Consider the following 21,624-nt stretch of genomic DNA (forward strand, 5'->3'; position numbering starts at 1 on the left):
CGTACGGGAGCGGCTCAGGTCGCCCGCAGCGCCGGCAGCTGCTCGCGGCGGGAGAGGAACTCCGCCACGTGCGCCGTGCGCTGGTGGGGGATCAGGGCCCGCGCGGTCGAGGTGAGCATGGCCTCGACACGGGACGACTGGACCTGGGGGAGCAGGTCCAGGACCCGCCCGCCGGCCGCAGCGGCCTCCTCGGGGGCGCCCGCCCTCGCCAGGTCGTCCGCGAGCTGGGCGGTGTAGAGCGCGACGTTCCGCGCGAAGTGCGCGTCCTGGAGGTGCGAGGCCCGGGCGGCGTGGCGGGCGGCCCGGGTGTACTCCCCGAGGGCCGACCAGCACTGCGCCTCCAGGGCCTCCAGCTCGGCTTCGCCGAAGAAGCTCATCCACTCGGGGTCGGCCGCCGAGGGCCCGCGCCCGAAGAGCGTGTGGGCCCGTCCGAGGGCCTCCTCGCAGCCTGACCGGTCACCCAGGCCCGCCCAGCCGCCCGCCTCCCGCAGGGTCAGCAGGCAGGAAAGCCGCGCCGAGCCCACCGAGCGGGCCGCCCGCCCGCCCGCCTGGGCGGCCCGTACGGCCTCGCGCGGGCGGCCCGAGTCGCGGGCCAGGAAGGCGGTGTTGCAGAAGGCGTGCGCCTCCAGGGCCGGATCCCCGGAGACGCGGGCCGTGGCCAGGGCCTCGGCGTAGTGGGACCGGGCGTCGGAGAAGCGGCCGGAGTCGTGGGCCAGCCAGCCGACCGAGAGGGCCAGTTCGCCGGCTCCCGCGTGCAGCCGGTCGGCCGTCGACTGCCGGGTCGCCCCGGCGTCGAGCAGGGCGTACGCCGTCCGCAGCGGCTCGGCGGCCCGCCGGTACAGGCCGTCCGCGCCGTGCCGGTCGTCCAGCAGCCGGATCCGGCGCACGGCGGCCTCCACGGCGTCGGCCTCGGCCTCGCCCGCCCGGTGTGGCAGTTCGGACCAGCGGGGCAGCGTGAAGCCCAGGGTGGCGGCCGCCACGGTGGCGGATCCGCCGGAAATGAATGCGCGACGCAGCACGTCGCTCTCCTCAGACGAAGGGGAAGAGGGAGGGAAACGGTTCGGCCCGCGCCCGCGCACGGATTCGCGCGCTGAGAACCCCAGGTCCGCGAGTGTGCGTCCGGGGAACATGTGCAGGAACACCCGTTCGTACGCGTAGTTGGGGCAGCGGATCTCGCCCGCCTCCACCCGCCCGATGTACCGGGCGTCGCACGCGACCGTCTCCCCGATCTCCCGGGCTGCCCGCCGCACCATCGCCGCGAACTCGCCGGGTGAACGCTGCCCGCGCAGCTGCCGGAAGGTTTCGTTAGGTGACGCCGCCATCGGACGTGCCCTCTCTGGCCAAGGTGCCGCCGGTGCCTGGGAAACCGGCGCGCAAGAACGTACCTCCAGTGAAGGACCTCCCGACCAACGTTTGGCTACAAAACGGATATCTCACCCGCGATCCGCCATGAACTGCCATCCTTTGCGGCGGCCGGTCGCCGCACCTGTTGACGTCCCCGCGCGTTGAACCATGCGGAGTGGGAGGCGGTTCCCAGATCGTATGAGGAGGCCGGCATGGAGATGAGTACGGAGACCAGCGGCGCGAGCGCGGAGCAGAGTGCGGCCCCCGACCTGGTGACCGTCCCCACCCGGCAGGGGCTGGAGGCGGTGGACATCATCCGCCGGACCGCGGACGCGACCGCCGGCGGGGTGGGGCCGGTCCTCCACGACTGCTCCGGGGACACCCTCGGCTTCCTGGTCCCGCCCGGCACCGCCGACGCCTGGGACCTGCCGGGGAGCGCGTGTACGCACACGTCGGGGCGCGGGATGCGCTTCGACGTGACCCCCGCGAGCGACGGCACGGGCTGGCTGCTGCCGCCCGAGGCGGCGGACCCGGTCACCGACCCCGAGGTGCTGCGCGCGGCCCTCGGGGAGGCCGCCCGCCTGATCGAGGCGGCCGACAACTGCACCTGAGCGGTCTGCGGCGATAATGGAGCCGTGGCGAAGGGCAAGCGGCGCGGACGCGGTACCCCCGAGGCCGTCGTCGCGCAGGTGGACGGCGGTCTGGCAGAGCTGGACCCGGACCGGGAGCGGGCGAACGCCTGGACCCTGCTGATCGACGGTGCCCCGCAGTCGCACGTGGACCTGGACGACCCCTCCCACCTCGGATTCGCCTACCAGCGGCGGATCGGGCACCTGATCGACCTGGCCGCGCCCGCCCGGCAGCCCCTGAACGTCGTCCACCTCGGCGGCGGGGCCTTCACCCTGGCCCGCTACACCGCGTCCACCCGCCCGCGCTCGTCCCAGCAGATCGTGGAGATCGACGCCGGCCTGGTGGCGTTCGTACGGGAGCACCTGCCGCTGGATCCGCAGGCGCGGGTCCGGGTGCGGGCCGTGGACGCGCGGGCCGGGCTCGGCAAGGTCCCGGACGGCTGGGCGGACCTCGTGATCGCGGACGTGTTCAGCGGCGCCCGCACCCCGGCCCACCTGACGAGTGCGGAGTTCCTGGACGACGTACGCCGGGCGATGTCGCCCACCGGGTGGTACGTGGCCAACCTGGCCGACGGGCCGCCGCTCGCCCACCTGCGGGGGCAGGTCGCGACGGCCGCCTCGCGGTTCGCGGAGCTCGCGCTGGCCGCCGATCCCGTGGTCTTCCGGGGGAAACGATTCGGCAATGCGGTGCTGGTGGCCTCCGACCGGGAGCTGCCGGTCGCGGAGTTCACCCGGCGGGTGGCGAGCGACCCGCACCCCGGCCGCGTCGAACACGGCCGGTCCCTGGCCGACTTCACCGGCGGCGCGGCCGCGGTCACGGACGCCTCGGCCGCCGCCTCCCCGGCGCCGCCGCCCTCCGTCTTCCGCTAGGCGGGGCGCTCCGCCGTCTCGACCATCGGCGGGTGGTCGTGCCAGGTGCAGAAGACGTCGATCTCGCGGCCGTCGCCCGTGAACGTCACCCGGATCCACTTCGGTTGCTTCCACACCTGCATCCGCCAGCCCGCGGCCGGAGTCGCGGAGACCAGCTCGGCCGAGGACGCACCGAGGTCGAAGACCACCCGGCCGCCGTCGACCGGATAGCTGCGGACGCTCCCGCCGCCGGCCTCCCCCTGCTTCAACGGGCGCTGCCGGCCCGCCGGTTCCTCGCCGGAGGACGGCGGGCGCGGGGAGGGCTGCCCGGAAGCGGGCGGTGCGGTCGGCGAGGCGGGCGCAGAGAGGGACGGCGTGGCTGAGGGGGACGACCCGGACGGCGGGGGCGGGGGCGGCGGCACGGACCCGTGCGTCGAGGAGGACAGCGGCTGACCGGACAGCGGCAGCGCCTGCGGCGGGTCGTAGGCGGTACCGGACATCACCGTGTGCACACCCCACCAGGACAGCGTCACCGCGGCGCCCGTCGCCAGGGTCCAGGCCGCCGCGTGTACAAGTCCTCGTCTCATCGGGGGACATACTGCACCACGCCCCCCAGAGGTGTCCCGGCGCCTCCACCGCTCCCCCGGATGGCGTACGGTGCCGCCCATGGCAAGTGTGCTCGTGGTCGAGGACGACCAGTTCGTACGATCCGCCCTCATCCGGCACCTGACCGAGGCCGCCCACACGGTCCGCAGCGTCGGTACGGCCCTGGAAGCCCTGCGCGAAGTCGCCCACCACCGCTTCGACCTGGTCATACTCGACCTCGGGCTGCCCGACCTGGACGGGGCGGAGGCGCTGAAGATGCTCCGCGGCATCACCGACGTACCCGTCATCATCGCGACGGCCAGGGACGACGAGGCCGAGATCGTCCGGCTGCTCAACGACGGCGCGGACGACTACCTGACCAAGCCGTTCTCCGTGGAGCACCTCGCGGCCAGGATGGCCGCGGTGCTGCGCCGGGCGCGCTCCGCCGCCGGGGCCGAACCGCCCTCGCGGGTCCTGCGCGTGGGCGGGCTGTCCATCGATCCGCTGCGCCGGTCCGCGGAGCTGGACGGGACCGTACTGGACCTGACCCGGCGCGAGTTCGACCTGCTGACCTTCCTCGCCGGCCGGCCCGGTGTGGTCGTGGCCCGCAAGGAACTGCTCGCGGAGGTCTGGCAGCAGTCCTACGGCGACGACCAGACCATCGACGTGCACCTGTCCTGGCTCCGCCGCAAGCTCGGCGAGACGGCCGCCCGGCCGCGCTACCTGCACACCCTGCGGGGTGTGGGGGTGAAGCTGGAGCCCCCGCTGTGAGCCGCAGGAGCCGGAGCGTGAGCCGCCCGTGAGGTGGGCCCTGGTCAAGGTGTGCCTCGCCGTCACCGTGATGGTGGTGGTGGCCTTCGCCGTGCCGCTGGGACTGGTGGTCCAGGAGATGGCCCGCGACCGGGCGATCTCCAACGCCGAACGGCAGGCCGCGGCGATCGGGCCCACCCTGTCCATCACCACCGACCGCCGGCAGCTGGCACGGGCCGTGGCCTCCACGCAGATGGGCGCGGCCGGACGGATGGCCGTCCACGTCCCGGCGGTCAAGGCCGACCCGGACGCCGGGGTGCCCGGCAGCGGGCCCGTCGACATCGGCGAGGGCTGGGCGGGCGAGCGGGCCGTCGCCGACACCCGGCGGCTGGGCCGCGCCACCAGCATGCGGGTGTCCGGCGGCGGATCGGTACTGCTCCAGCCCACCGCGATCGGGTCCGGCGGAATCGCCGTCGTGGAGATCCACATCCCCGAGGGCGAGGTCAGCAACGGCGTCGCCACCGCCTGGCTGGTCCTCGCCGGAGTCGGTATCGCCCTGGTCATCGGCTCGGTTGCGGTCGCCGACCGGCTCGGCGTACGGCTCATCCAGCCCGCGCGCCGGCTCGCGCACGCGGCGCAGGAACTCGGCCAGGGGCGCCTCGGCACGCGGGTGCCGGAAGAGGGCCCCAAGGAACTGCGGTCGGCAGCGGTCGCCTTCAACTCGATGGCCGACCAGGTCGTCGAACTGCTCGCGAACGAACGCGAGCTGGCCGCCGACCTCTCCCACCGACTGCGCACGCCGCTCACCGTGCTGCGGCTCAACGCCGCCTCCCTCGGCGACGGCCCGGCGGCCGAGCAGACCCGCACGGCGGTCGAGCAGCTGGAGCGCGAGGTCGACACCATCATCCGCACGGCGCGCGAACAGCGCGCCCAGAACCCCGGCCAGCCCGGCCCCGGCGCGGGCTGCGACGCCTCGGAGGTCATCCGGGAGCGGATGGACTTCTGGTCCGCGCTGGCGGAGGACGAGGGCCGCGAGGTGCGGCTCGCGGGGGTCGACCGTACGGTACGCATCCCCGTGGCCCGGCCCGAACTGGCCGCCGCGCTCGACGCGATGCTCGGCAACGTCTTCCGGCACACGCCCGAGGGCACGCCCTTCGCCGTCGACGTGCACGACGCGGGGGACGCGGTGATCGTCCTGGTCTCCGACGCGGGACCGGGCATCGCGGACCCCGACGCGGCCATGCGGCGCGGCAACGACGGCGGCCGGGACGGCTCCACGGGCCTGGGCCTGGACATCGTCCGCCGGGTGGCGGAGTCCACGGGCGGCGACGTGCGGATCGGGCGCTCGGTGCTGGGCGGTACCGAGGTGCGGGTCTGGATCGGGCTGGACGGGCGGGAGCGCCCGCCGGTGCAGGGGAGGCGCGGCCACCGCGGCACGGTACGCCGCCGCAGGCGGTCCCCGGCGTAACGCGGGCCGCGTTCCCGCCGGCGCACCGACCGGGCGCGCCTCGTGCGGCCTTTGTCCGTGCATGGGTACCGTCCGGGCTCATGGACACCCTTATCTTCGGCGGCATCCTCGCCACGCTGCTGGCCATGTACCGGCAGTCGTCCAGGATGATCGTGCTGGGAGCCTGGTTCGTCATGCTGATCGCCGTGATCCTGCTGATGGCGCATCACATCACGAGCAGCCTCGCCCTGAACCTGAGCTACTGACCCATGGCCGCGATGAACAGCATCCTCCCGTCCGCCGCGCCCCTGGAGGGCGGCCCGCTGGGACGGGTCCAGTACTGGTTCGCGTGCTTCTTCGCCGTCGGCTGGACGGGTGTCGTCTGCGGAGGTCTGTACTACCAGTTCGTGGAGTGGGAGTACCCCTGCCCGCTGTGCATCGTGCAGCGGATGTTCATGCTGCTGGCCGCCATCGGGGCGGCGTACATCGTCCGCAGGGGCATGAGCGGCAGCCTCTCGGGGCGCGACTACATGATGGGCTGGGGGCTGGCCCTGGTGGCCGTGATGTGCGGGGGCTTCGCCTCCTGGCGCCAGACCATGCTGCACATCCTCCCCGGTGACAGGGGGTACGGCAGCGAGGTCTTCGGACTGCACCTCTACGTATGGGCCTGGATCCTCTTCATGGCCTCGGTGGTCGCCGTCGGGACCGTGCTGGCCTTCGCCCACGCGACCGCGGACCGCACCGTCCCGACGACGTCCTCCTACCGGCTGCTCGGCCACGCCGTGCTCGGCTTCCTGGCGCTCGTCATCGCCGTGAACGTCGTCGCCGTCTTCTTCGAGGAGGGCTTCCACTGGTTCCTGCCGGACGACCCGAACCGCTACGAGCTCCCGCACGACCTGGGCATCCTCGACTGAGCCGGATGGCCGCCGACGGGTTGCCGCACCCCGCGGCTCCCTTGACCGTGAGCTGTGACGAGAGGAGTCACACATGCGAGTCATGATCCGTGCCCACCTGGACACGCAGGCGGGCAACGAAGCCCTCAAGAGCGGCCGGCTTCCCCAGGTGATGGAAGAGCTGATGGGCAGGCTCAAGCCCGAGGCGGCCTACTTCGGGCTGCACGAAGGGGTGCGGTCCTGCTGGATCGTCTGCGACGTGCAGGACAGCTTCAGTCTCCCGGCCCTGCTCGAGCCCCTCTTCTTCGAGTTCAACGCGGAGATCGAGGTCCAGCCGGTGATGGACAAGGCGGATCTGGCGAAGGGGCTCGCGGGGATGCAGCACTCGAAGAGCGGCTGAACCCGCGGCCGGGGCCGTCCTACGCGCCCCGCACCGCGCCCCAGGCCCCGGCCAGCTTCAGCCCGTCGACCGCGGCCGGAGTCAGGGGCACGCCGTCCGACAGGTCGGGCAGCGGGACCCAGGCCGCCGCGTCGGCGGAGCCGTCCTCCTCCGTCACCGCGGGCAGGCCCTCGCCCAGCTCCACGGCGTAGAACAGCGCCACCAGGTGCCAGTCGACCCCGAGCCGGCGGGTCCGGTACGAGCGGGCGTCGAGGAGCCGGGCCCCGCGCACGGCGAGCCCGGTCTCCTCCCGCACCTCCCGGACCAGCGCCTCGGCGGGCTGTTCGCCCGGGTCGATCCCGCCGCCCGGCAGGTGCCACGACCCGGGCCGGAAGACGGGTGAGGCGTCGGTGAGCCGGGTGAGCAGCACCCGGCCCTCCCGTACGGCCACGGCGTATGCCGATACACGTGATCGTGTCTCCACGCTCGGGTCACCTCGGTGGGAGTACCCCCGAACGGGCCAGCTGGGCGTACCAGCGGGCGCTGGAGCGGGGGGTGCGGGTCTGGGTCTCGTAGTCGATGTGGACGATACCGAAGCGCTTGCCGTAGCCGTACGACCATTCGAAGTTGTCCATCAAGGACCACAGGAAGTACCCCCCGACCGGGGCTCCGTCGCTGCGGGCCCGGTGCACGGCCGACAAGTGGCCGTGCAGATAGGCGATCCGGGCCGGGTCGTGCAGTTCGGGTCCGTACGCGGCGCCGTTCTCCGTGACCAGCAGCGGCAGGCCCGGGGCCTCGCGGGTGAAGCGCATCAGCAGGTCGTACAGGCCGGTCGGGTCGATCGGCCAGTTCATGTCGGTGACCTCGCCCGGAGGCTGGTGGAAGGACACGGAGTCCGCGCCCGGCCAGGGGGAGTGCGGCGAACTGCCGTGGCCGTCGGCGCGGGACGCGCGGCCGCCGGACGCGGCGGAGACCAGCGCCGGGGTGTAGTAGTTCACCCCCAGGAACGACAGCGGACGGTGGATCAGCGCCTCGTCGCCCGGCCGGACGAAGGACCAGTCCGTCACCGCGGCGGTGTCGGACAGCAGGTCCTGCGGGTACGCCCCGTGCAGCAGCGGACCGGTGAAGATCCGGTTGGCCAGGGCGTCGATGCGGCGCTGCGCGTCCGCGTCGGCCTCGGACCCGGACAGCGGCCGGACCGCGCTCGTGTTGAGCGCGATCCCGACCGAGGCCGCCGCGGGCAGGGCGGCGGCCGCCAGCCCGTGCGCCAGGTTGAGGTGGTGGGCCGCCCGCAGCGAGTCGGCGGGGGAGGTGCGGCCCGGGGCGTGCACCCCGGAGGCGTACCCCAGGAAGGCGCTGCACCAGGGCTCGTTGAGGGTGGTCCACCGGCTCACCCGGTCGCCGAGCGCCTCGCCCACCTGCGCGGCGTACTCGGCGAAGGCGTACGCCGTCTCCCGCTGCGGCCAGCCGCCGGCGTCCTCGAGCTCCTGCGGCAGGTCCCAGTGGTACAGCGTCGGACAGGGCTCGATGCCCTGTCCGAGCAGCTCGTCCACCAGCCGGTCGTAGAAGCCGATCCCGCCGGAGCGCACCCGCGGCCAGGAGACCGAGAAGCGGTACGCGTTGAGGGCGAGCCCGGACATCAGCCGGACGTCCTCGCGCCAGCGGCGGACGTGGTCCGCGGCCACGTCGCCGGTGTCGCCGGCGGCCACCTTGCCGGGGGTGCGGCAGAACGTGTCCCAGATGGAGGGGCCGCGGGAGTCGGCCGCGCCCTCGATCTGGAAGGCCGCGGTCGCCGCACCCCACAGGAAGTCCGCGGGGAACCGTGTCCCGGTCTCGCGTGCCGTCGTCGTGTTCAGCGTCATCCCTTGATGGCTCCCTGCATGATGCCGCCGACGATCCGACGGCCGAAGAGGACGAAGACGAGGAGGAGCGGCAGGGTGCCCAGCAGGGCGCCCGCCATGATGACCGACTGGTCGGGGATGTAGCCGCGGCCCAGGCCCGTGAGCGCCACCTGCACCGTCGGACTGCCGTTCTGGGTCAGCGCGATCACCGGCCAGAAGAAGTCGTTCCAGGCCATGACGAACGTCAGCATCCCCAGCACCGCCATCGCCGGCCGGGCCGCCGGGAAGACCACGTGCCAGACCAGCCGCAGCGAGTTCGCGCCGTCCACGCGGGCGGCCTCGACCAGCTCCGCGGGCAGCGCCTGGACCAGGTACTGCCGCATGAAGAAGACGCCGAACGCCGAGACCAGGGCGGGCAGGACCACCGCATGGAGCCGGTCGGTCCACGACAGCTCGGCGATCAGCATGTACAGGGGCACCACGCTCAGCTGCGGCGGGATCAGCATCGTGCCGACCACCAGCATCAGCAGCGGGCCGCTGCCGCGGAAGCGCAGCCGGGCGAAGGCGAAGCCCGCCAGGGTGGAGAAGACGACGGTCCCGGCCGCGACGGTGCCCGCGACCAGCGTCGTGTTGACCAGCGCGGTGCCCATGTTCGCGTCCGTCCAGGCGACGGACAGGTTGCGCCACAGGTTGCCGCCGAACCAGAACGGCGGCGGGGTCTGCGCGAGCCGCGTGCTGGTGCGCGAGGCCGCGATCGCCGTCCACACCAGGGGGAAGAGCGAGCCCAGGGTGAAGAGCCCCAGGACCAGGTACGTGAGCCGGCCGGCCCGGAAGGTCCTCATCGGGCCTCACCCCTCCCGCGCAGCAGCCGGGCCGCCCCGCCGATCAGCAGCAGGATCAGGAACATCGCCCACGCGATCGCCGACGCCCGGCCGAGGTGCAGGTTCACCCAGCCCTGCTCGTACAGGTAGAGCCCGAGGGTCTGGAACTGGTGGTCCGCGCCGCCCGTGGCCCCCGCGCCGCCGTTGAACAGCAGCGGCTCGCCGAACAGCTGCGTCGCCCCGATCGTCGAGACCACGATCGTGAACAGGATCGTCGGGCGCAGCGAAGGCACGGTGACGTGCAGGAACTGCCGCCAGCGCGAGGCCCCGTCCAGCTCCGCCGACTCGTACAGCTCGTGCGGCACGGCCTGCATCGCGGCCAGGTAGATCAGCGCGTTGTAGCCCGTCCACCGCCAGATCACGATCGTGGAGACCGCCAGCTGGCCGGCGAAGGTGTCGTTCTGCCAGTCCACCGGTCCGGCGCCGATCAGCCCCAGCGCCCAGTTGACCATTCCGTAGTCGCGCCCGAAGAGCAGCACGAAGACCAGGGTGGCGGCGGCCACCGAGGTGGCGTACGGCGTGAGCACCGCGACCCGGAAGAACGTGGAGCCGCGGAGCCGGTAGTTGAGCAGATGGGCCAGCCCGAGGGCGATGAGCAGCTGCGGGACGGTCGACAGCAGCCCGATGGTGAACGTGTTCCGCAGCGCGTTCCAGAAGAACTCGTCGCTCAGGAGCCGGGTGAAGTTCCGCGCGCCCACCCAGGTCATGGCGTCCGGGTCGGTCAGCTCCACCTGATGCAGGGCCGCCCAGCCCGTGTACAGCAGCGGGAAGAGCCCGAAGGCGGCGAAGAAGAGGAAGAAGGGGGCCACGAAGGCGTACGGACTCCAGCGCAGGTCCCAGCGGTACAGGCGGGAGCGCCGCCGCTGGGCCCTGCTCCCCTCCCGTACCGCGGGGGAGGGGAGGACGGCCGTACCGGCGCCGTCACCGGCCGCGGGAGCCCCGGCGGGGGCCGTCCCGGCCGGGGACGCCCCGCTCGCGGGCGCCTCGGCCGCGGTCGCCTTGGCGAGGGATGCATCGGTCATCGGGTGCTCACTGGTCCAGTGCGTTGTCGATCGCCTTGACCGCCGCCTGCCAGCCCTGCTCGGGCGTACGGCCCTTCTGGTCCACCTGGAGCATGCCGATGTCGGCGAGGTTCTGCGCGATCACCAGGTCCTTCGGGCCGACGGTCTGGACGGGCACGCCCGCCGCGGCCTTCGCGAAGATCTCCCCGATCGGCGCGTTGCCGAAGTACGCGTGCTTCGCCCCGGACACCGTCGGCAGGCCGTACGCCGCCTGGGCGCTCGGGAAGCTGCCGCGCTCCTCGAACAGCTTGGCCTGCTGCGCGGGCGCGGTCAGCCACGCGGCCAGCTTCGCCGCCTCCGCGCTGTGCTTGCCGGCCTTCGGCACGACCAGGAAGGAGCCGCCCCAGTTGCTGGGCCGCGGGGCCTGCGCGACGTCCCACTTGTCCTTCCCGGCCGGGCCCGCCTTGTCCTGGATGTAGCCGAGCATCCAGGCGGGGCAGGAGACCGTGGCGAACGATCCGTTGGAGAAGCCCTGGTCCCAGCCCGGCGTGAACTGCTGGAGCTTGGCGCTCAGCCCCTCGGTCGCGAAGGACGCGGCCAGGTCGAAGGCCCCGCGGACGGCCGGGTTGGTCTTGTAGACGACCTTGCCGCCCGCGTCGTAGAAGCGCTCGGCGCTGCTGCCGGTGACCGCGGCCATCACGCCGGAGGCCGAGTCGACGAATGCCTTCCCCTGGCCGGCCTTGGCCTTGTACTGCTTGCCCGCCGCCAGGTACTTGCTCCAGTCGCCCGCCCACAGCGCGCCCACCGCGGCCCGGTCCGTGGGCAGCCCGGCCGCCGCGAACAGGTCCTTGCGGTAGCAGATGCCCTGCGGGCCGATGTCGGTGCCGAGGCCGACCGTGCGGCCGTCCTTCGTGCTGCCCTGGGCCCACTTCCACGGCAGGAAGGCCGACCGGTCCACGCCGGCGGCCGTGCCGAGGTCGACCAGCTTGTCGGCCTGGGTGGCGGTGATCTCCGCGATGTTGTTGACCTCGACGGCCTGGATGTCGGCGAGCCCGCTGCCGGTGCCGAGGTGGGTGAGCAGCTGCGGGTAGTAGTTCTCGTTCCGCTCGATCGAGGTCTGCTTGATCACGACACCGGGGTTCGCGGCCATGTACGCGTCGTACAGGCCGGCCTCCTTCAGGCCGAAGGCCCCGAAGACCCCGACCGTGAGCGTGGTCTTCCCCTTTCCGCCGGCCGCGCTGCGGTCCTGCGGCCCGGCCGGATCCGAGGCGCATCCGGAGAGGAGCAGTGCGGTTCCCGTGACGGCTGCGAGAGCTGTTCTGACGCGCATGGGCATCTCCCTGAAGGGCTGACGTGCCGGGTGTCGTGTGACACAGTGTGGGAGCGCTCCCACGCGCGTCAAGAGGTAGATTCCCTGGGGGAGGAAGCCATGAATGGTCGTGGGCGCAGCGGGGGACGGCCGACCCTCGAGGAAGTGGCGGTGCGGGCCGGCGTGGGACGCGGCACCGTGTCCCGGGTGATCAACGGCTCGGCGAAGGTCAGCGACGGCACCCGGGCGGCCGTCGAGGCCGCCGTCGCCGAGCTCGGCTACGTCCCCAACCGCGCGGCGCGGGCGCTCGCAGCCAACCGCACCGACGCCATCGCCCTCGTCGTCCCCGAGCCCGAGGCGCGGTTCTTCGCCGAGCCGTACTTCTCGGACGTGCTGCGGGGTGTCGGGGCCGCGCTCGCCGACACCGACATGCAGCTGCTGCTCACCCTGGCCGGCAGCGACCGCGAGCGCCGCCGGCTGGCCCAGTACCTGGCCGCGCACCGGGTGGACGGGGTGCTGCTGGTCTCCGTACACGCCGACGACCCGCTCCCCGACCTGCTGGAGGAGCTCGGCATCCCGGCCGTGATCAGCGGCCGCCGGTCCGCGGACGAGCCGCTCGCCTGTGTGGACTCCGACAACCTGGAAGGCGCGCGCGCCGCCGTGCGGCACCTGCTGGGCCGCGGGCGGCGGGCCATAGCGACGATCACCGGCCCCCTGGACGTCTACGGCTCGCAGTGCCGCCTCGACGGCTACCGGCAGGCTCTGGCGGCGGCCGGAGGCACCCCCGACGAGGACCTGATAGCGGTCGGGGACTTCACCGAGGAGGGCGGCAGCCGCGCCATGGCGGAGCTGCTGGAGCGCCGGCCCGGACTCGACGCGGTCTTCGCGGCCTCCGACGTGATGGCCGCGGGCGCCCGGCAGGTGCTGCGGGCGGCGGGCCGCCGGATACCGCAGGACGTGGCGCTGGTCGGCTTCGACGACTCGGCGGTGGCCCGGCACCTGGACCCGCCGCTCACCAGCGTCCGCCAGCCGATCGAGGAGATGGGCAAGACCATGGCCCGGGTGCTGCTGGAGCAGATCGCGCGGGGCCCGCGGGTGTCGGCCGAGCGGCCGCGGATCGTGCTCCCCACGGAGCTGGTCGTACGGGCGTCGAGCTGAAGGAACGCAGAAGGCCCCGGTCCGCTTCCGCGAACCGGGGCCCTCGTACAGGGTGAGTGACGGGACTTGAACCCGCGGCCACCTGGACCACAACCAGGTGCTCTACCAGCTGAGCTACACCCACCATGTCCGGTCGGAATTCCGACCGGCCGAGGAAAAGAGTACAGGGTCCGAGCGGGTGCTCGCTCCCCCGTCAACGCTCCCCTTGCTCCCCGGGCCTGCCGAAAGGGTCACCCGCAGGCTATTCGGCGGGCAGGACGTACTTCGCGGCGATGGCCTTGGCCGTCTCCGAGTCGGGTCCCGGCTGCGGCACGAAAACCGCCTCGCGGTAGTAGCGGAGTTCTGCGATGGACTCCCTGATGTCCGCCAGGGCGCGGTGGTTGCCGTTCTTCGGCGGGCTGTTGAAGTAGGCGCGCGGGAACCACCGGCGGGCCAGCTCCTTGACCGAGGACACGTCCACGATCCGGTAGTGGAGGTGGCTCTCCAGCGTGGGCATGTCGCGCAGCAGGAATCCGCGGTCGGTACCGACCGAGTTTCCGCACAGCGGTGCCTTGCCCGAGTCCTTGACGTGCTGGCGTACGTACGCCAGGACCTGTGCTTCGGCGTCCTCCAGGGTGGTGCCGCCGGCCAGCTCGTCCAGCAGCCCGGAGGCCGTGTGCATCTGGCGGACCACGTCGGGCATCTGCTCCAGTGCGCCGTCCGGCGGGCGGATCACGATGTCCACGCCGTCGCCGAGCACGTTGAGCTCCGAGTCGGTGACCAGTGCGGCCACCTCGATAAGTGCGTCGTCCGTCAACGAGAGCCCGGTCATCTCGCAGTCGATCCACACCATGCGATCGTTCATGCGTCCCACCCTATGGGAGGTCCCGCGGATCGTACGTCGACAGATCCGCGGGACCTCGGCTCACCCGGGCGGCGGGCAGACCGCTACGCGTGCTCCCGCTGACCCTGCAGCAGCGCCCGGCCGGGCGCGTACAGCTCGGTCACCGAGGGGCCGCTCGCGGCCAGGGCCGCTGCCGCCCGCTGGGGCTGCGGCGTGCGCTGGTGCGGCACCGGGCCCTCGGCGAGCGTGGTCACCGGGGCTTCGGCCTGCGGCCGGCGGGCCCGGTAGGCGGACCGGTACGCGGCCGGGGAGGACCCCAGCTGCCGCCGGAAGTGCCCGCGCAGTGCCACCGGAGAACGGAACCCGCAGCGTCCGGCGACCTCGTCGACCGAGTAGTCGGAGGTCTCCAGCAGCCGCTGTGCCTGGAGCACCCGCTGGGTGATCAGCCACTGGAGCGGCGCGCTGCCGGTCAGGGACCGGAACCGCCGGTCGAACGTGCGCCTGCTCATGTAGGCGCGTGCCGCCAGCGTCTCCACGTCGAACTGCTCGTGGAGGTGTTCCAGGGCCCAGGCGACGACCTCGGCCAGCGGGTCGGCGCCGATCTCCTCCGGCAGCGACCGGTCGAGGTAGCGCTCCTGGCCGCCGGTGCGGCGGGGCGGTACGACGAGCCTGCGGGCCAGTGCCCCGGCCGCCTCGCTGCCGTGATCCGTGCGCACGATGTGGAGGCACAGATCGATTCCGGCCGCGGTGCCCGCCGACGTCAGGACGTCGCCGTCGTCCACGAACAGCTCGCGCGGATCGACATGGACGGACGGATACCGCTTGGCCAGCGTCGGCGCGTACATCCAGTGCGTCGTCGCGGGCCGGCCGTCGAGCAGGCCGGCGGCCGCGAGCACGAAGGCACCCGTGCACAGTCCGACGATCCGGGCCCCCTCCTCGTGCGCCAGACGCAGTGCGTCCAGGGCCTCCGGAGGTGGTGGTGATGTGATCGACCGCCAGGCCGGAACGACGACCGTGCCTGCCCGGGCGATCGCCTCCAGCCCGTACGGCGCGGTGAGTTCGAGACCGCCGGTGGTCCGCAGCGGTCCTTCCTCGCCTGCGCATACGAGCAGTCGATAGCGTGGAACTCCCGCGTCCTGCCGGTCAATGCCGAACACGGAGAGTGGAATGGAACTCTCGAAAATAGGACCGCCGCTGAACAGCAGCACCGCGACGATTTCCCGGCGGCGGCGCCCCGCGAGCTTCCGCCCCGCGTCAGCGATGACGGCGGTGGAGTCCTGGCTCATGGCGCTAAGCCCCCCTTGGGTGTCGCGACTCCTTGGTCTGGTCGCACCTGCACGTTTCCCCTCGGCCTTGCACGTGATCCCCCGCCGTAAAAACATGATCGAATCTACTGCGTCGCGTGGTGTCGGCGTGACAAGTTCAGCACGCAGCGCTATGTCGACTTGGCAACTTGGCGTAAAGCATTCGATCAGGAAGCGTTCCACTCCGCGACCTTGGTGGGAAGCGCGCCGATGGCCGGTGGCCTGTACGCATAGGGTCCGATGGCCCCTGTTGCGCTGTCGTCCCTGGTGGTAGGGGGGTTGGGTGGGCATTCCGCCAAGGGTTGTACGCCGATGTGAAGTTGGCTGAAAACGTACGGAGTGCGGGTGTGCGAACCAGTCAGCCCTGAGGGGGCCGGGAATGGCGCCCCCGGTGAGCGGCCGGCGGCGGGGCCGCGAGCGCCCGCGCGGCGGTGCGCTCCGTCCTCTCGGCCTTCTGGGAGTGCTGCAGCATCACCCGGCAGGCCGCGGTGACGGCGACCAGCCCCAGTGCGGCCACTGCGGCCCCGCCGAAGGAGGTGCCGTAGACCATCAGCACCACGGGTACGAGTACACAGCTGAACGCAGCCCACCGTACGACGTCACCGGCCGGATCCCCGGAAGGGTGAACGGGCTGTGCCGGAGGCGGGGGCTGGACGGGGTGAACCGGATGACCGGGCACGGAGTGCTCCCTGCGGGCTCTTCCTGGACGGTCTGACGCATGTCCAACGCACCTCGGGGGCCTCGGTCACTGTCCGCACGGGTGGCTCGTCACTGGCTGTAGGCGTGAGACGGCATTGCCAAGGAGCCCCGGCTCCGGCATGCTCCGGGGGACGCTCTCCCAAGGGCGGCGGGCCCTGTGCAGGATAGGAGTGTCGCCGTACCCTTGTGGGTATGGGCTTGGGAAGATGATTCCCGGGCATAGCCCACACAGTGCCGTCACCCTCTGTTGCCTCCCAAGGACCTTCTTCGCCGAGACACCCATGGCCGGTCACGAATATCCCGAACCCGCGGACCGCAAGCGCAAGCAGGTCGCCGACTCCGCGTCGGACCTCCGAGCGGTCGAAGAGGCACGCCAGCCGTGCGACCCCGCCTTCCGGCACGGAGTCGTCGTCGGATTCGACGGTTCCACTTCCAGTGAGCGGGCGCTCGCGTACGCGATCGGCATGGCCCGCCGCTCCGGATCCGGTCTGATCATCGTCCATGTGGCGAACCGGCTTCCGACGACCGTCTGGGCCGGCTGCGAGCCGCCCGTCTTCGTCGACGTACCGGACCACCGCACCGAGGTGCTGGGGCTGGAACTGGCCTGTGCGGACTACCTGGCCGAGGTTCCGTGGATCCTCGTCGAGCGCGGCGGGGACATCTGCCACGAGCTCGAGGAGGTCGGCCGCGAGTACTCCGCCGACGCCATCGTGGTCGGCTCCACGCACGGCATCGTCGGCCGGATCTTCGGCTCCGTGGCGGGCCGTCTGGCCAAACGCGCACAGCGACCGGTCGTTGTCATCCCGTGACCGAATCACTGCCAGTTGGCCGGTTGTGGCGTGTTGTGAAGGGTACATAAAGCTCGCTGGGTAGCAGCACGACAACTGCAGATCGAAGGGAGCCCGCCGTGGACAACGAAGTCTCCGCGGGAAGCACTGCCTCCTCCTCGACCCTGGGCCACATCGCCCTCGGTCTCACCCTCCTCGCCATCGGTCTCGGCCAGACCGGGGTCGTCGACGGCGTGGGCGCCGCGGACGCGGCCTCTCTCGCGACGTACGTGGGCGGCATAGCCCTGTTCGTCCTCGGCCTCCTCGAATTCCGGGGCGGCAACGGCTTCAACGGCACGGCCTTCGCCGGCACCGGCGCGTTCCTGTTCACCTGGGCGGCAGGCGACGGAAACGCTTCTGCACACGCCGCAGGCCTGTTCTACATCCTGTTCGCGCTCCTGGCGCTGACCCTCACGATGGCGGCGTCGAGCGGACTGTTCGGACAGGGCGTGTACGCCCTGCTCTTCCTGTCCCTCCTGCTCACGGGCATCGGGGCCTTCGCGGACATGAGCGGTCTCGGGAAGGCGGGCGGCTGGGTCGCCGCGGTCGCCGGTCTCCTCGCCTGGTACGGCGCCACGGCGGCGCTGGCCCACTGGCCCACGGCGCTCGGCAAGGCTTCCGGCCGCGGGGCGGTGGCCGCCGGCTGAGCGCAGTGACGCGAACGGCCCCCCGTGCAGGACGCACGGGGGGCCGTTCGCGTGGCTCGACGGGTCGGCGAGTGACTACTCGACGGTGACGGACTTGGCCAGGTTGCGCGGCTTGTCGATGTCCCGGCCGAGGGCCAGGGCGGTGTGGTACGCGAGCAGCTGGAGCGGGATGCCCATGAGGATGGGGTCGAGCTCGTCCTCGTTCTTCGGGACCAGGATGGTGTGGTCCGCCTTCTCCTGCTCGCGGTGCGCGACGGCAAGGATCCGGCCACTGCGGGCCTTGATCTCCTCCAGCGCGGCGCGGTTCTTCTCCAGCAGGGAGTCGTCCGGCACGATCGCGACGGTCGGCATGGCGGGCTCGATGAGGGCGAGCGGGCCGTGCTTGAGCTCGGAGGCCGGGTAGGCCTCGGCGTGGATGTAGGAGATCTCCTTGAGCTTCAGGGAGGCCTCCAGCGCGACCGGGTAGCCGCGGACGCGGCCGATGAACATCATCGACTTGGCCTCGGCGTACTCGGCGGCCAGCTTCTTGATCTCCTCTTCGCCCTCGAGGATCTCCTGGATCTGCGCGGGCAGCTTGCGCAGGCCCTCGATGATCCGCTTGCCGTCGGCGACCGAGAGGTCGCGGATGCGGCCGAGGTGCAGGGCCAGCAGGGCGAAGGCGGTCACGGTGTTCGTGAAGCACTTCGTGGACACGACGCAGACCTCGGGGCCGGCGTGCACGTACACGCCGCCGTCCGCCTCGCGGGCGATCGCGGAGCCGACGACGTTGACCACGCCGAGGACGCGGGCGCCCTTGCGCTTGAGCTCCTGCACCGCGGCGAGCACGTCGTACGTCTCACCGGACTGGGAGACGGCGATGTACAGGGTGTCGGGGTCCACGACCGGGTTGCGGTAGCGGAACTCCGAGGCCGGCTCGGCGTCGGCGGGGATGCGGGCCAGGCCCTCGATGAGGGAGGCGCCGATCATGCCCGCGTGGTACGAGGTGCCGCAGCCGAGGATCTTCACGCGGCGGATGCCGCGGGCCTCGCGGGCGTCGAGGTTCAGGCCGCCCAGGTGCACGGTGGAGAACTTCTCGTCGATGCGGCCGCGCAGGACGCGGTCGACCGCGTCGGGCTGCTCGGAGATCTCCTTGTGCATGTACGTGTCGTGGCCGCCCATGTCGTAGGAGGCGGCCTCCCACTCCACGGTCTCCGGGGTGGCGGTGGTCGAGGTCCCGCTGGTGGTGAAGGTGCGGAAGTCGTCGGCCTTCAGGGTGGCCATCTCGCCGTCGTTCAGGGTGACGACCTGGCGGGTGTGGGCGATCAGCGCGGCGACGTCGGAGGCGACGAGCATCTCCTTCTCGCCGATGCCGAGGATCACCGGGGAGCCGTTGCGGGCGACGACGATGCGGTCGGCGAAGTCGGCGTGCATGACGGCGATGCCGTAGGTGCCCTCGATGACCTTGACGGCCTCGCGGACCTTCTCCTCCAGGGAGTCGGCCGCGGAACGGGCGATCAGGTGGGTGATCACCTCGGTGTCCGTCTCGGAGACGAAGACGACGCCGTCGGCCTCGAGCTTGGCGCGCAGCTCGGACGCGTTGTCCACGATGCCGTTGTGGACGACCGCGACCTTGTTCTCGGGGTCCAGGTGCGGGTGCGAGTTGATGTCGCTCGGGGCGCCGTGGGTGGCCCAGCGGGTGTGCGCGATGCCGGTGGTGCCGGCGAAGCGCTTGGGGACGCGGGACTCCAGCTCGCGGACGCGGCCCTTGGCCTTGACGACCTTCAGCGCCGGGGACTTGGGGGTGTTGACGACGATGCCTGCGGAGTCGTAGCCCCGGTACTCGAGACGCTGCAGGCCTTCCAGCAGCAGCGGTGCCACGTCACGCTTACCGATGTAGCCAACGATTCCGCACATAAGGTCTTACCCCTCCTGAGGTTACGTGTGAGTGCTCGGCGGCCCACCGGGCCGGGCCCGGTCAGCCGTAGACGATCCTGCGCAGCTGCCGGAGTGACAGCTCCGGCGGTGCGACGGCGCGGTGCGGCAGTTCCGCAGCGATCCGTTCGAAGATCTCGGCGTTCACCGCTCCGCCGGACTGAAGCTCGCGGTGGCGGCGGCGGACGAACTCCTCGGTCGTCTCGTCGAAGTACGCCAGCACGTCGAGCACCACCCGGGCGGCTTCCCCGCGCTGGAGCGCGGTGCTGCGCACCAGGTGGTCGACGAGGTCGTCATGCGACGGGCGGCGTTCGAGCACCCGTAGATACTGTGCGTTCATCGGGATGGATTGCAAGAATCCTGCCCGATTTCGGGCAGGATCTCAATGGTACGGACCAGCGGAACCGAAGAATCCGGTCAGATCGCCCGCCGAACGGCTCAGAACCGGCGCAGAACAGCCTGCTTCGCCGCGCCGAACTCGGTACTCCGCGCCCCCGCCCCCCTGCGGCCGGGCTCGTACGGGATCCCCGCCGGCGCTTCGACGGTCACCGCCGGCTCGCCGAGGGTCCGCCGCAGCAGCGACACGCTCCTGTCCCGCCCCGGGACGATCCTCACCAGGTCCCCGTCGAAGGCCCAAGTGCCGTCCTTCTGGATGATTTCCGCCATCTTCGGATTCCTGCATCGCCCGCGACCCGCGGACTGGCCTATACCTGAGGACATGAGACTCCTGCGTACCCTCGGCACCCTGATGGTCTGCGGAGCCCTCGCGGTCTCCTGCAGCGAGGCACAGAGCGCGAACAAGGTGGTGGAGCCGGAGGCGGCCCTGTCGCCGTACGAGAAGATCATCCCCGCGCCGGCGAGCACCGCGCCCGGCGGCCCCGGGTACACCCTCGGTCCGCAGACGGCGATCCGCACCACGGTGGGGTCCGCCGCCGCCCAGGCCGTCGGGGAACAGCTCGCCACGGCCTGGCGCTCCGCCACCGGCTTCCGGCTGGCCGTGACCGCGACCGACACCGGCGAGGGCACCAGCGGGATCAGGCTGCGGCTGGACCCCGACGCCGGAGCCTTCGGCCGGGAGGGCTACCGGCTGTCGACCGACGAATCCGGGGCGGTGCTCACCGCCCATCAGCCCGCCGGGCTGTTCCGCGGGATCCAGACGCTGCGCCAGCTGCTCCCCGTGCACGTCCCGACGGGCGCGCCGTGGACCCTCGCGGGCGGCACCGTCACCGACACCCCCCGCTTCGCCTACCGCGGCGCGATGCTCGACATCGCCCGGCACTTCTTCACCGTGGACCAGGTCAAGCGGTACGTCGACCAGCTCGCCCTCTACAAGATCAACACCCTGCACCTGCACCTCACCGACGACCAGGGCTGGCGGATCGCCGTGGACTCCTGGCCGCGGCTGGCCACTTACGGCGGCGGCACGCAGGTCGGCGGCGGCCCCGGCGGCTACTGGACCAAGGCGCAGTACAAGGACCTGATCCGCTACGCCGCCGCGCGCTACATCGACGTGGTCCCCGAGATCGACATGCCCGGCCACACGAACGCCGCCCTGGCTTCGTACGCCGAACTGAACTGCAACGGCCGGGCGCCCGCCCGCTACACCGGCACCAAGGTCGGCTTCAGCTCGCTGTGCGTGCCCAAGGCCGTCACGTACGAGTTCATCGACGACGTCCTGCGCGAGGTGGCCGGGATGACGCCCGGCCGCCTGCTCCACATCGGCGGGGACGAAGCCCACTCGACGCCCCACGCCGACTACGTCTCCTTCATGGACCGGGCCCAGAAGACGGTCGCCGACCACGGCAAGACGGTCATGGCCTGGCACCAGCTCACCGGGGCCACGCCGGCGCCCGGAGCCGTGGTGCAGTACTGGGGCCACGACAAGACGAGCGCCGCGGAGAAGGCGAAGGTCGCCGCCGCGGTGCGGGCCGGCACGAAGGTGGTCCTGTCACCCGCGGACCGGATCTACCTGGACATGAAGTACGACCCGCTGAGCCCGATCGGCCTGAGCTGGGCCGGGTACGTGCCGGTCAAGCGGTCGTACGAGTGGAATCCGGGCACGTACCTGCCGGGCGTGCCGGAGTCCTCGGTGCTCGGCGTCGAGGCCCCGCTGTGGACCGAGACGGTCGTGACCCGCCGGAACCTGGAGTACCTGGCCTTCCCGCGGGTGATCGGGGCCGCGGAGCTGGGCTGGTCGAAGGCCTCGGCCCTGAACTGGACGGCGTACCGGCTGCGGCTCGCCGCGCAGGGGCCGCGGCTGGCCGCCATGGGCGTCGGCTTCCACCGTGCTCCGGACGTGCCCTGGGAGCAGTGAGGACGGGCACGAAAAGGAGGGCGGGCGCGCGCA

At 72.0% G+C, this 21,624-nt stretch carries 24 protein-coding genes and 1 tRNA gene; 11 read left to right on the forward strand and 14 right to left on the reverse strand.

The annotated features are described in order from the left end of the window. Positions 1-14 precede the first annotated feature (14 nt). Positions 15-1,322, reverse strand: a complete 1,308-nt coding sequence (locus tag ACZ7H1_RS22340; RefSeq protein WP_470788978.1) for a tetratricopeptide repeat protein — start codon at positions 1,320-1,322, stop codon at positions 15-17. A gap of 234 nt (positions 1,323-1,556) precedes the next feature. Here ACZ7H1_RS22340 and ACZ7H1_RS22345 point away from each other — a divergent pair, with 234 nt between their 5' ends. Both ACZ7H1_RS22345 and ACZ7H1_RS22350 read left to right on the forward strand, forming a co-directional pair. After that, complete coding sequence (locus ACZ7H1_RS22345) at positions 1,557-1,955, forward strand: hypothetical protein (RefSeq protein ID WP_470788980.1); 399 nt, start codon at positions 1,557-1,559, stop codon at positions 1,953-1,955. A 24-nt stretch (positions 1,956-1,979) separates the two neighbouring features. Continuing rightward, a complete protein-coding gene (locus ACZ7H1_RS22350; RefSeq protein ID WP_470788981.1) occupies positions 1,980-2,843 on the forward strand; it encodes a spermidine synthase in 864 nt (287 codons plus the stop codon). On the opposite strand, the gene ACZ7H1_RS22355 is transcribed toward ACZ7H1_RS22350, so the two are convergent. Then, the gene (locus ACZ7H1_RS22355; RefSeq protein ID WP_470788983.1) at positions 2,840-3,409 is read right to left on the reverse strand and encodes a hypothetical protein; all 570 of its coding nucleotides are present in this window, start codon (positions 3,407-3,409) and stop codon (positions 2,840-2,842) included. The genes ACZ7H1_RS22350 and ACZ7H1_RS22355 overlap by 4 nt on opposite strands. A gap of 79 nt (positions 3,410-3,488) precedes the next feature. Here ACZ7H1_RS22355 and ACZ7H1_RS22360 point away from each other — a divergent pair, with 79 nt between their 5' ends. The 5 genes from ACZ7H1_RS22360 to ACZ7H1_RS22380 all read left to right on the forward strand — a co-directional run bounded on the left by ACZ7H1_RS22360 (position 3,489) and on the right by ACZ7H1_RS22380 (position 6,897). Next, positions 3,489-4,178 (forward strand): response regulator transcription factor, encoded by a 690-nt coding sequence (locus ACZ7H1_RS22360; protein WP_470788985.1) that lies wholly within the window; start codon positions 3,489-3,491, stop codon positions 4,176-4,178. Positions 4,179-4,206: 28 nt separating this feature from the next. Then, positions 4,207-5,625 carry a HAMP domain-containing sensor histidine kinase gene (locus tag ACZ7H1_RS22365; protein ID WP_470788986.1) on the forward strand — a complete coding sequence of 473 codons (1,419 nt, stop codon included), beginning with the start codon at positions 4,207-4,209 and terminating at the stop codon, positions 5,623-5,625. Between the two features lie 80 nt (positions 5,626-5,705). Next, complete coding sequence (locus ACZ7H1_RS22370; protein ID WP_470788988.1) at positions 5,706-5,870, forward strand: DUF5993 family protein; 165 nt, start codon at positions 5,706-5,708, stop codon at positions 5,868-5,870. A 12-nt stretch (positions 5,871-5,882) separates the two neighbouring features. After that, complete coding sequence (locus ACZ7H1_RS22375) at positions 5,883-6,518, forward strand: disulfide bond formation protein B (protein WP_470788990.1); 636 nt, start codon at positions 5,883-5,885, stop codon at positions 6,516-6,518. Between the two features lie 73 nt (positions 6,519-6,591). Then, the gene (locus ACZ7H1_RS22380; RefSeq protein WP_470788991.1) at positions 6,592-6,897 is read left to right on the forward strand and encodes a hypothetical protein; all 306 of its coding nucleotides are present in this window, start codon (positions 6,592-6,594) and stop codon (positions 6,895-6,897) included. 19 nt (positions 6,898-6,916) lie between these two features. Here ACZ7H1_RS22380 and ACZ7H1_RS22385 read toward each other — a convergent pair whose 3' ends face one another. From ACZ7H1_RS22385 to ACZ7H1_RS22405, 5 genes are read right to left on the reverse strand one after another with little or no spacing between them, the layout of a single operon-like run. Then, the gene (locus ACZ7H1_RS22385) at positions 6,917-7,360 is read right to left on the reverse strand and encodes an NUDIX hydrolase (protein ID WP_470788993.1); all 444 of its coding nucleotides are present in this window, start codon (positions 7,358-7,360) and stop codon (positions 6,917-6,919) included. A gap of 7 nt (positions 7,361-7,367) precedes the next feature. After that, entirely contained in the window at positions 7,368-8,738 is a 1,371-nt protein-coding gene (locus tag ACZ7H1_RS22390) for a GH1 family beta-glucosidase (RefSeq protein WP_470788995.1), read from the reverse strand. After that, positions 8,735-9,559 carry a carbohydrate ABC transporter permease gene (locus ACZ7H1_RS22395; RefSeq protein WP_470788996.1) on the reverse strand — a complete coding sequence of 275 codons (825 nt, stop codon included), beginning with the start codon at positions 9,557-9,559 and terminating at the stop codon, positions 8,735-8,737. The genes ACZ7H1_RS22390 and ACZ7H1_RS22395 overlap by 4 nt, the downstream gene beginning before the upstream one ends. Then, entirely contained in the window at positions 9,556-10,620 is a 1,065-nt protein-coding gene (locus ACZ7H1_RS22400) for a carbohydrate ABC transporter permease (RefSeq protein ID WP_470788998.1), read from the reverse strand. Before ACZ7H1_RS22400 ends, ACZ7H1_RS22395 begins: the two co-directional genes overlap by 4 nt. 7 nt (positions 10,621-10,627) lie before the next feature. Next, entirely contained in the window at positions 10,628-11,935 is a 1,308-nt protein-coding gene (locus ACZ7H1_RS22405; protein ID WP_470789000.1) for an ABC transporter substrate-binding protein, read from the reverse strand. 93 nt (positions 11,936-12,028) lie between these two features. Between ACZ7H1_RS22405 and ACZ7H1_RS22410 the strand changes: the two genes are divergently transcribed. Further along, a complete protein-coding gene (locus ACZ7H1_RS22410) occupies positions 12,029-13,066 on the forward strand; it encodes a LacI family DNA-binding transcriptional regulator (RefSeq protein WP_470789001.1) in 1,038 nt (345 codons plus the stop codon). 51 nt (positions 13,067-13,117) lie between these two features. Here ACZ7H1_RS22410 and ACZ7H1_RS22415 read toward each other — a convergent pair. The 4 genes from ACZ7H1_RS22415 to ACZ7H1_RS22430 all read right to left on the reverse strand — a co-directional run bounded on the left by ACZ7H1_RS22415 (position 13,118) and on the right by ACZ7H1_RS22430 (position 15,752). Then, a tRNA-His gene (locus ACZ7H1_RS22415) sits at positions 13,118-13,190 on the reverse strand. A gap of 117 nt (positions 13,191-13,307) precedes the next feature. Continuing rightward, entirely contained in the window at positions 13,308-13,910 is a 603-nt protein-coding gene (gene orn / locus ACZ7H1_RS22420) for an oligoribonuclease (protein ID WP_470789003.1), read from the reverse strand. Positions 13,911-13,993: 83 nt separating this feature from the next. Continuing rightward, a complete protein-coding gene (locus ACZ7H1_RS22425; protein WP_470789004.1) occupies positions 13,994-15,175 on the reverse strand; it encodes a helix-turn-helix domain-containing protein in 1,182 nt (393 codons plus the stop codon). A gap of 376 nt (positions 15,176-15,551) precedes the next feature. After that, on the reverse strand, positions 15,552-15,752 hold the full coding sequence (locus tag ACZ7H1_RS22430; RefSeq protein WP_470789005.1) for a hypothetical protein: 201 nt from the start codon (positions 15,750-15,752) through the stop codon (positions 15,552-15,554). Between the two features lie 421 nt (positions 15,753-16,173). Between ACZ7H1_RS22430 and ACZ7H1_RS22435 the strand changes: the two genes are divergently transcribed. Both ACZ7H1_RS22435 and ACZ7H1_RS22440 read left to right on the forward strand, forming a co-directional pair. Then, positions 16,174-16,701: a universal stress protein gene (locus ACZ7H1_RS22435; RefSeq protein ID WP_470789006.1), complete on the forward strand. Its 528-nt coding sequence runs from the start codon at positions 16,174-16,176 to the stop codon at positions 16,699-16,701. A 98-nt stretch (positions 16,702-16,799) separates the two neighbouring features. Further along, positions 16,800-17,366: a GPR1/FUN34/YaaH family transporter gene (locus tag ACZ7H1_RS22440; protein WP_470789008.1), complete on the forward strand. Its 567-nt coding sequence runs from the start codon at positions 16,800-16,802 to the stop codon at positions 17,364-17,366. A 75-nt stretch (positions 17,367-17,441) separates the two neighbouring features. Here the strand turns inward: ACZ7H1_RS22440 and glmS are convergent, their stop codons facing one another. The 3 genes from glmS to ACZ7H1_RS22455 all read right to left on the reverse strand — a co-directional run bounded on the left by glmS (position 17,442) and on the right by ACZ7H1_RS22455 (position 19,943). Continuing rightward, positions 17,442-19,259 carry a glutamine--fructose-6-phosphate transaminase (isomerizing) gene (gene glmS, locus ACZ7H1_RS22445; protein ID WP_470789010.1) on the reverse strand — a complete coding sequence of 606 codons (1,818 nt, stop codon included), beginning with the start codon at positions 19,257-19,259 and terminating at the stop codon, positions 17,442-17,444. A 61-nt stretch (positions 19,260-19,320) separates the two neighbouring features. Beyond that, positions 19,321-19,596 (reverse strand): hypothetical protein, encoded by a 276-nt coding sequence (locus ACZ7H1_RS22450; RefSeq protein WP_024758123.1) that lies wholly within the window; start codon positions 19,594-19,596, stop codon positions 19,321-19,323. A gap of 119 nt (positions 19,597-19,715) precedes the next feature. Further along, the gene (locus ACZ7H1_RS22455) at positions 19,716-19,943 is read right to left on the reverse strand and encodes a DUF4429 domain-containing protein (RefSeq protein ID WP_470789011.1); all 228 of its coding nucleotides are present in this window, start codon (positions 19,941-19,943) and stop codon (positions 19,716-19,718) included. A gap of 52 nt (positions 19,944-19,995) precedes the next feature. On the opposite strand from ACZ7H1_RS22455, the gene ACZ7H1_RS22460 reads away from it, so the two are divergent. Beyond that, complete coding sequence (locus tag ACZ7H1_RS22460) at positions 19,996-21,591, forward strand: beta-N-acetylhexosaminidase (protein ID WP_470789013.1); 1,596 nt, start codon at positions 19,996-19,998, stop codon at positions 21,589-21,591. The last annotated feature ends 33 nt before the right edge of the window (positions 21,592-21,624 follow it).

The sequence above is a fragment of the Streptomyces sp. NPDC037401 genome (assembly GCF_055602345.1).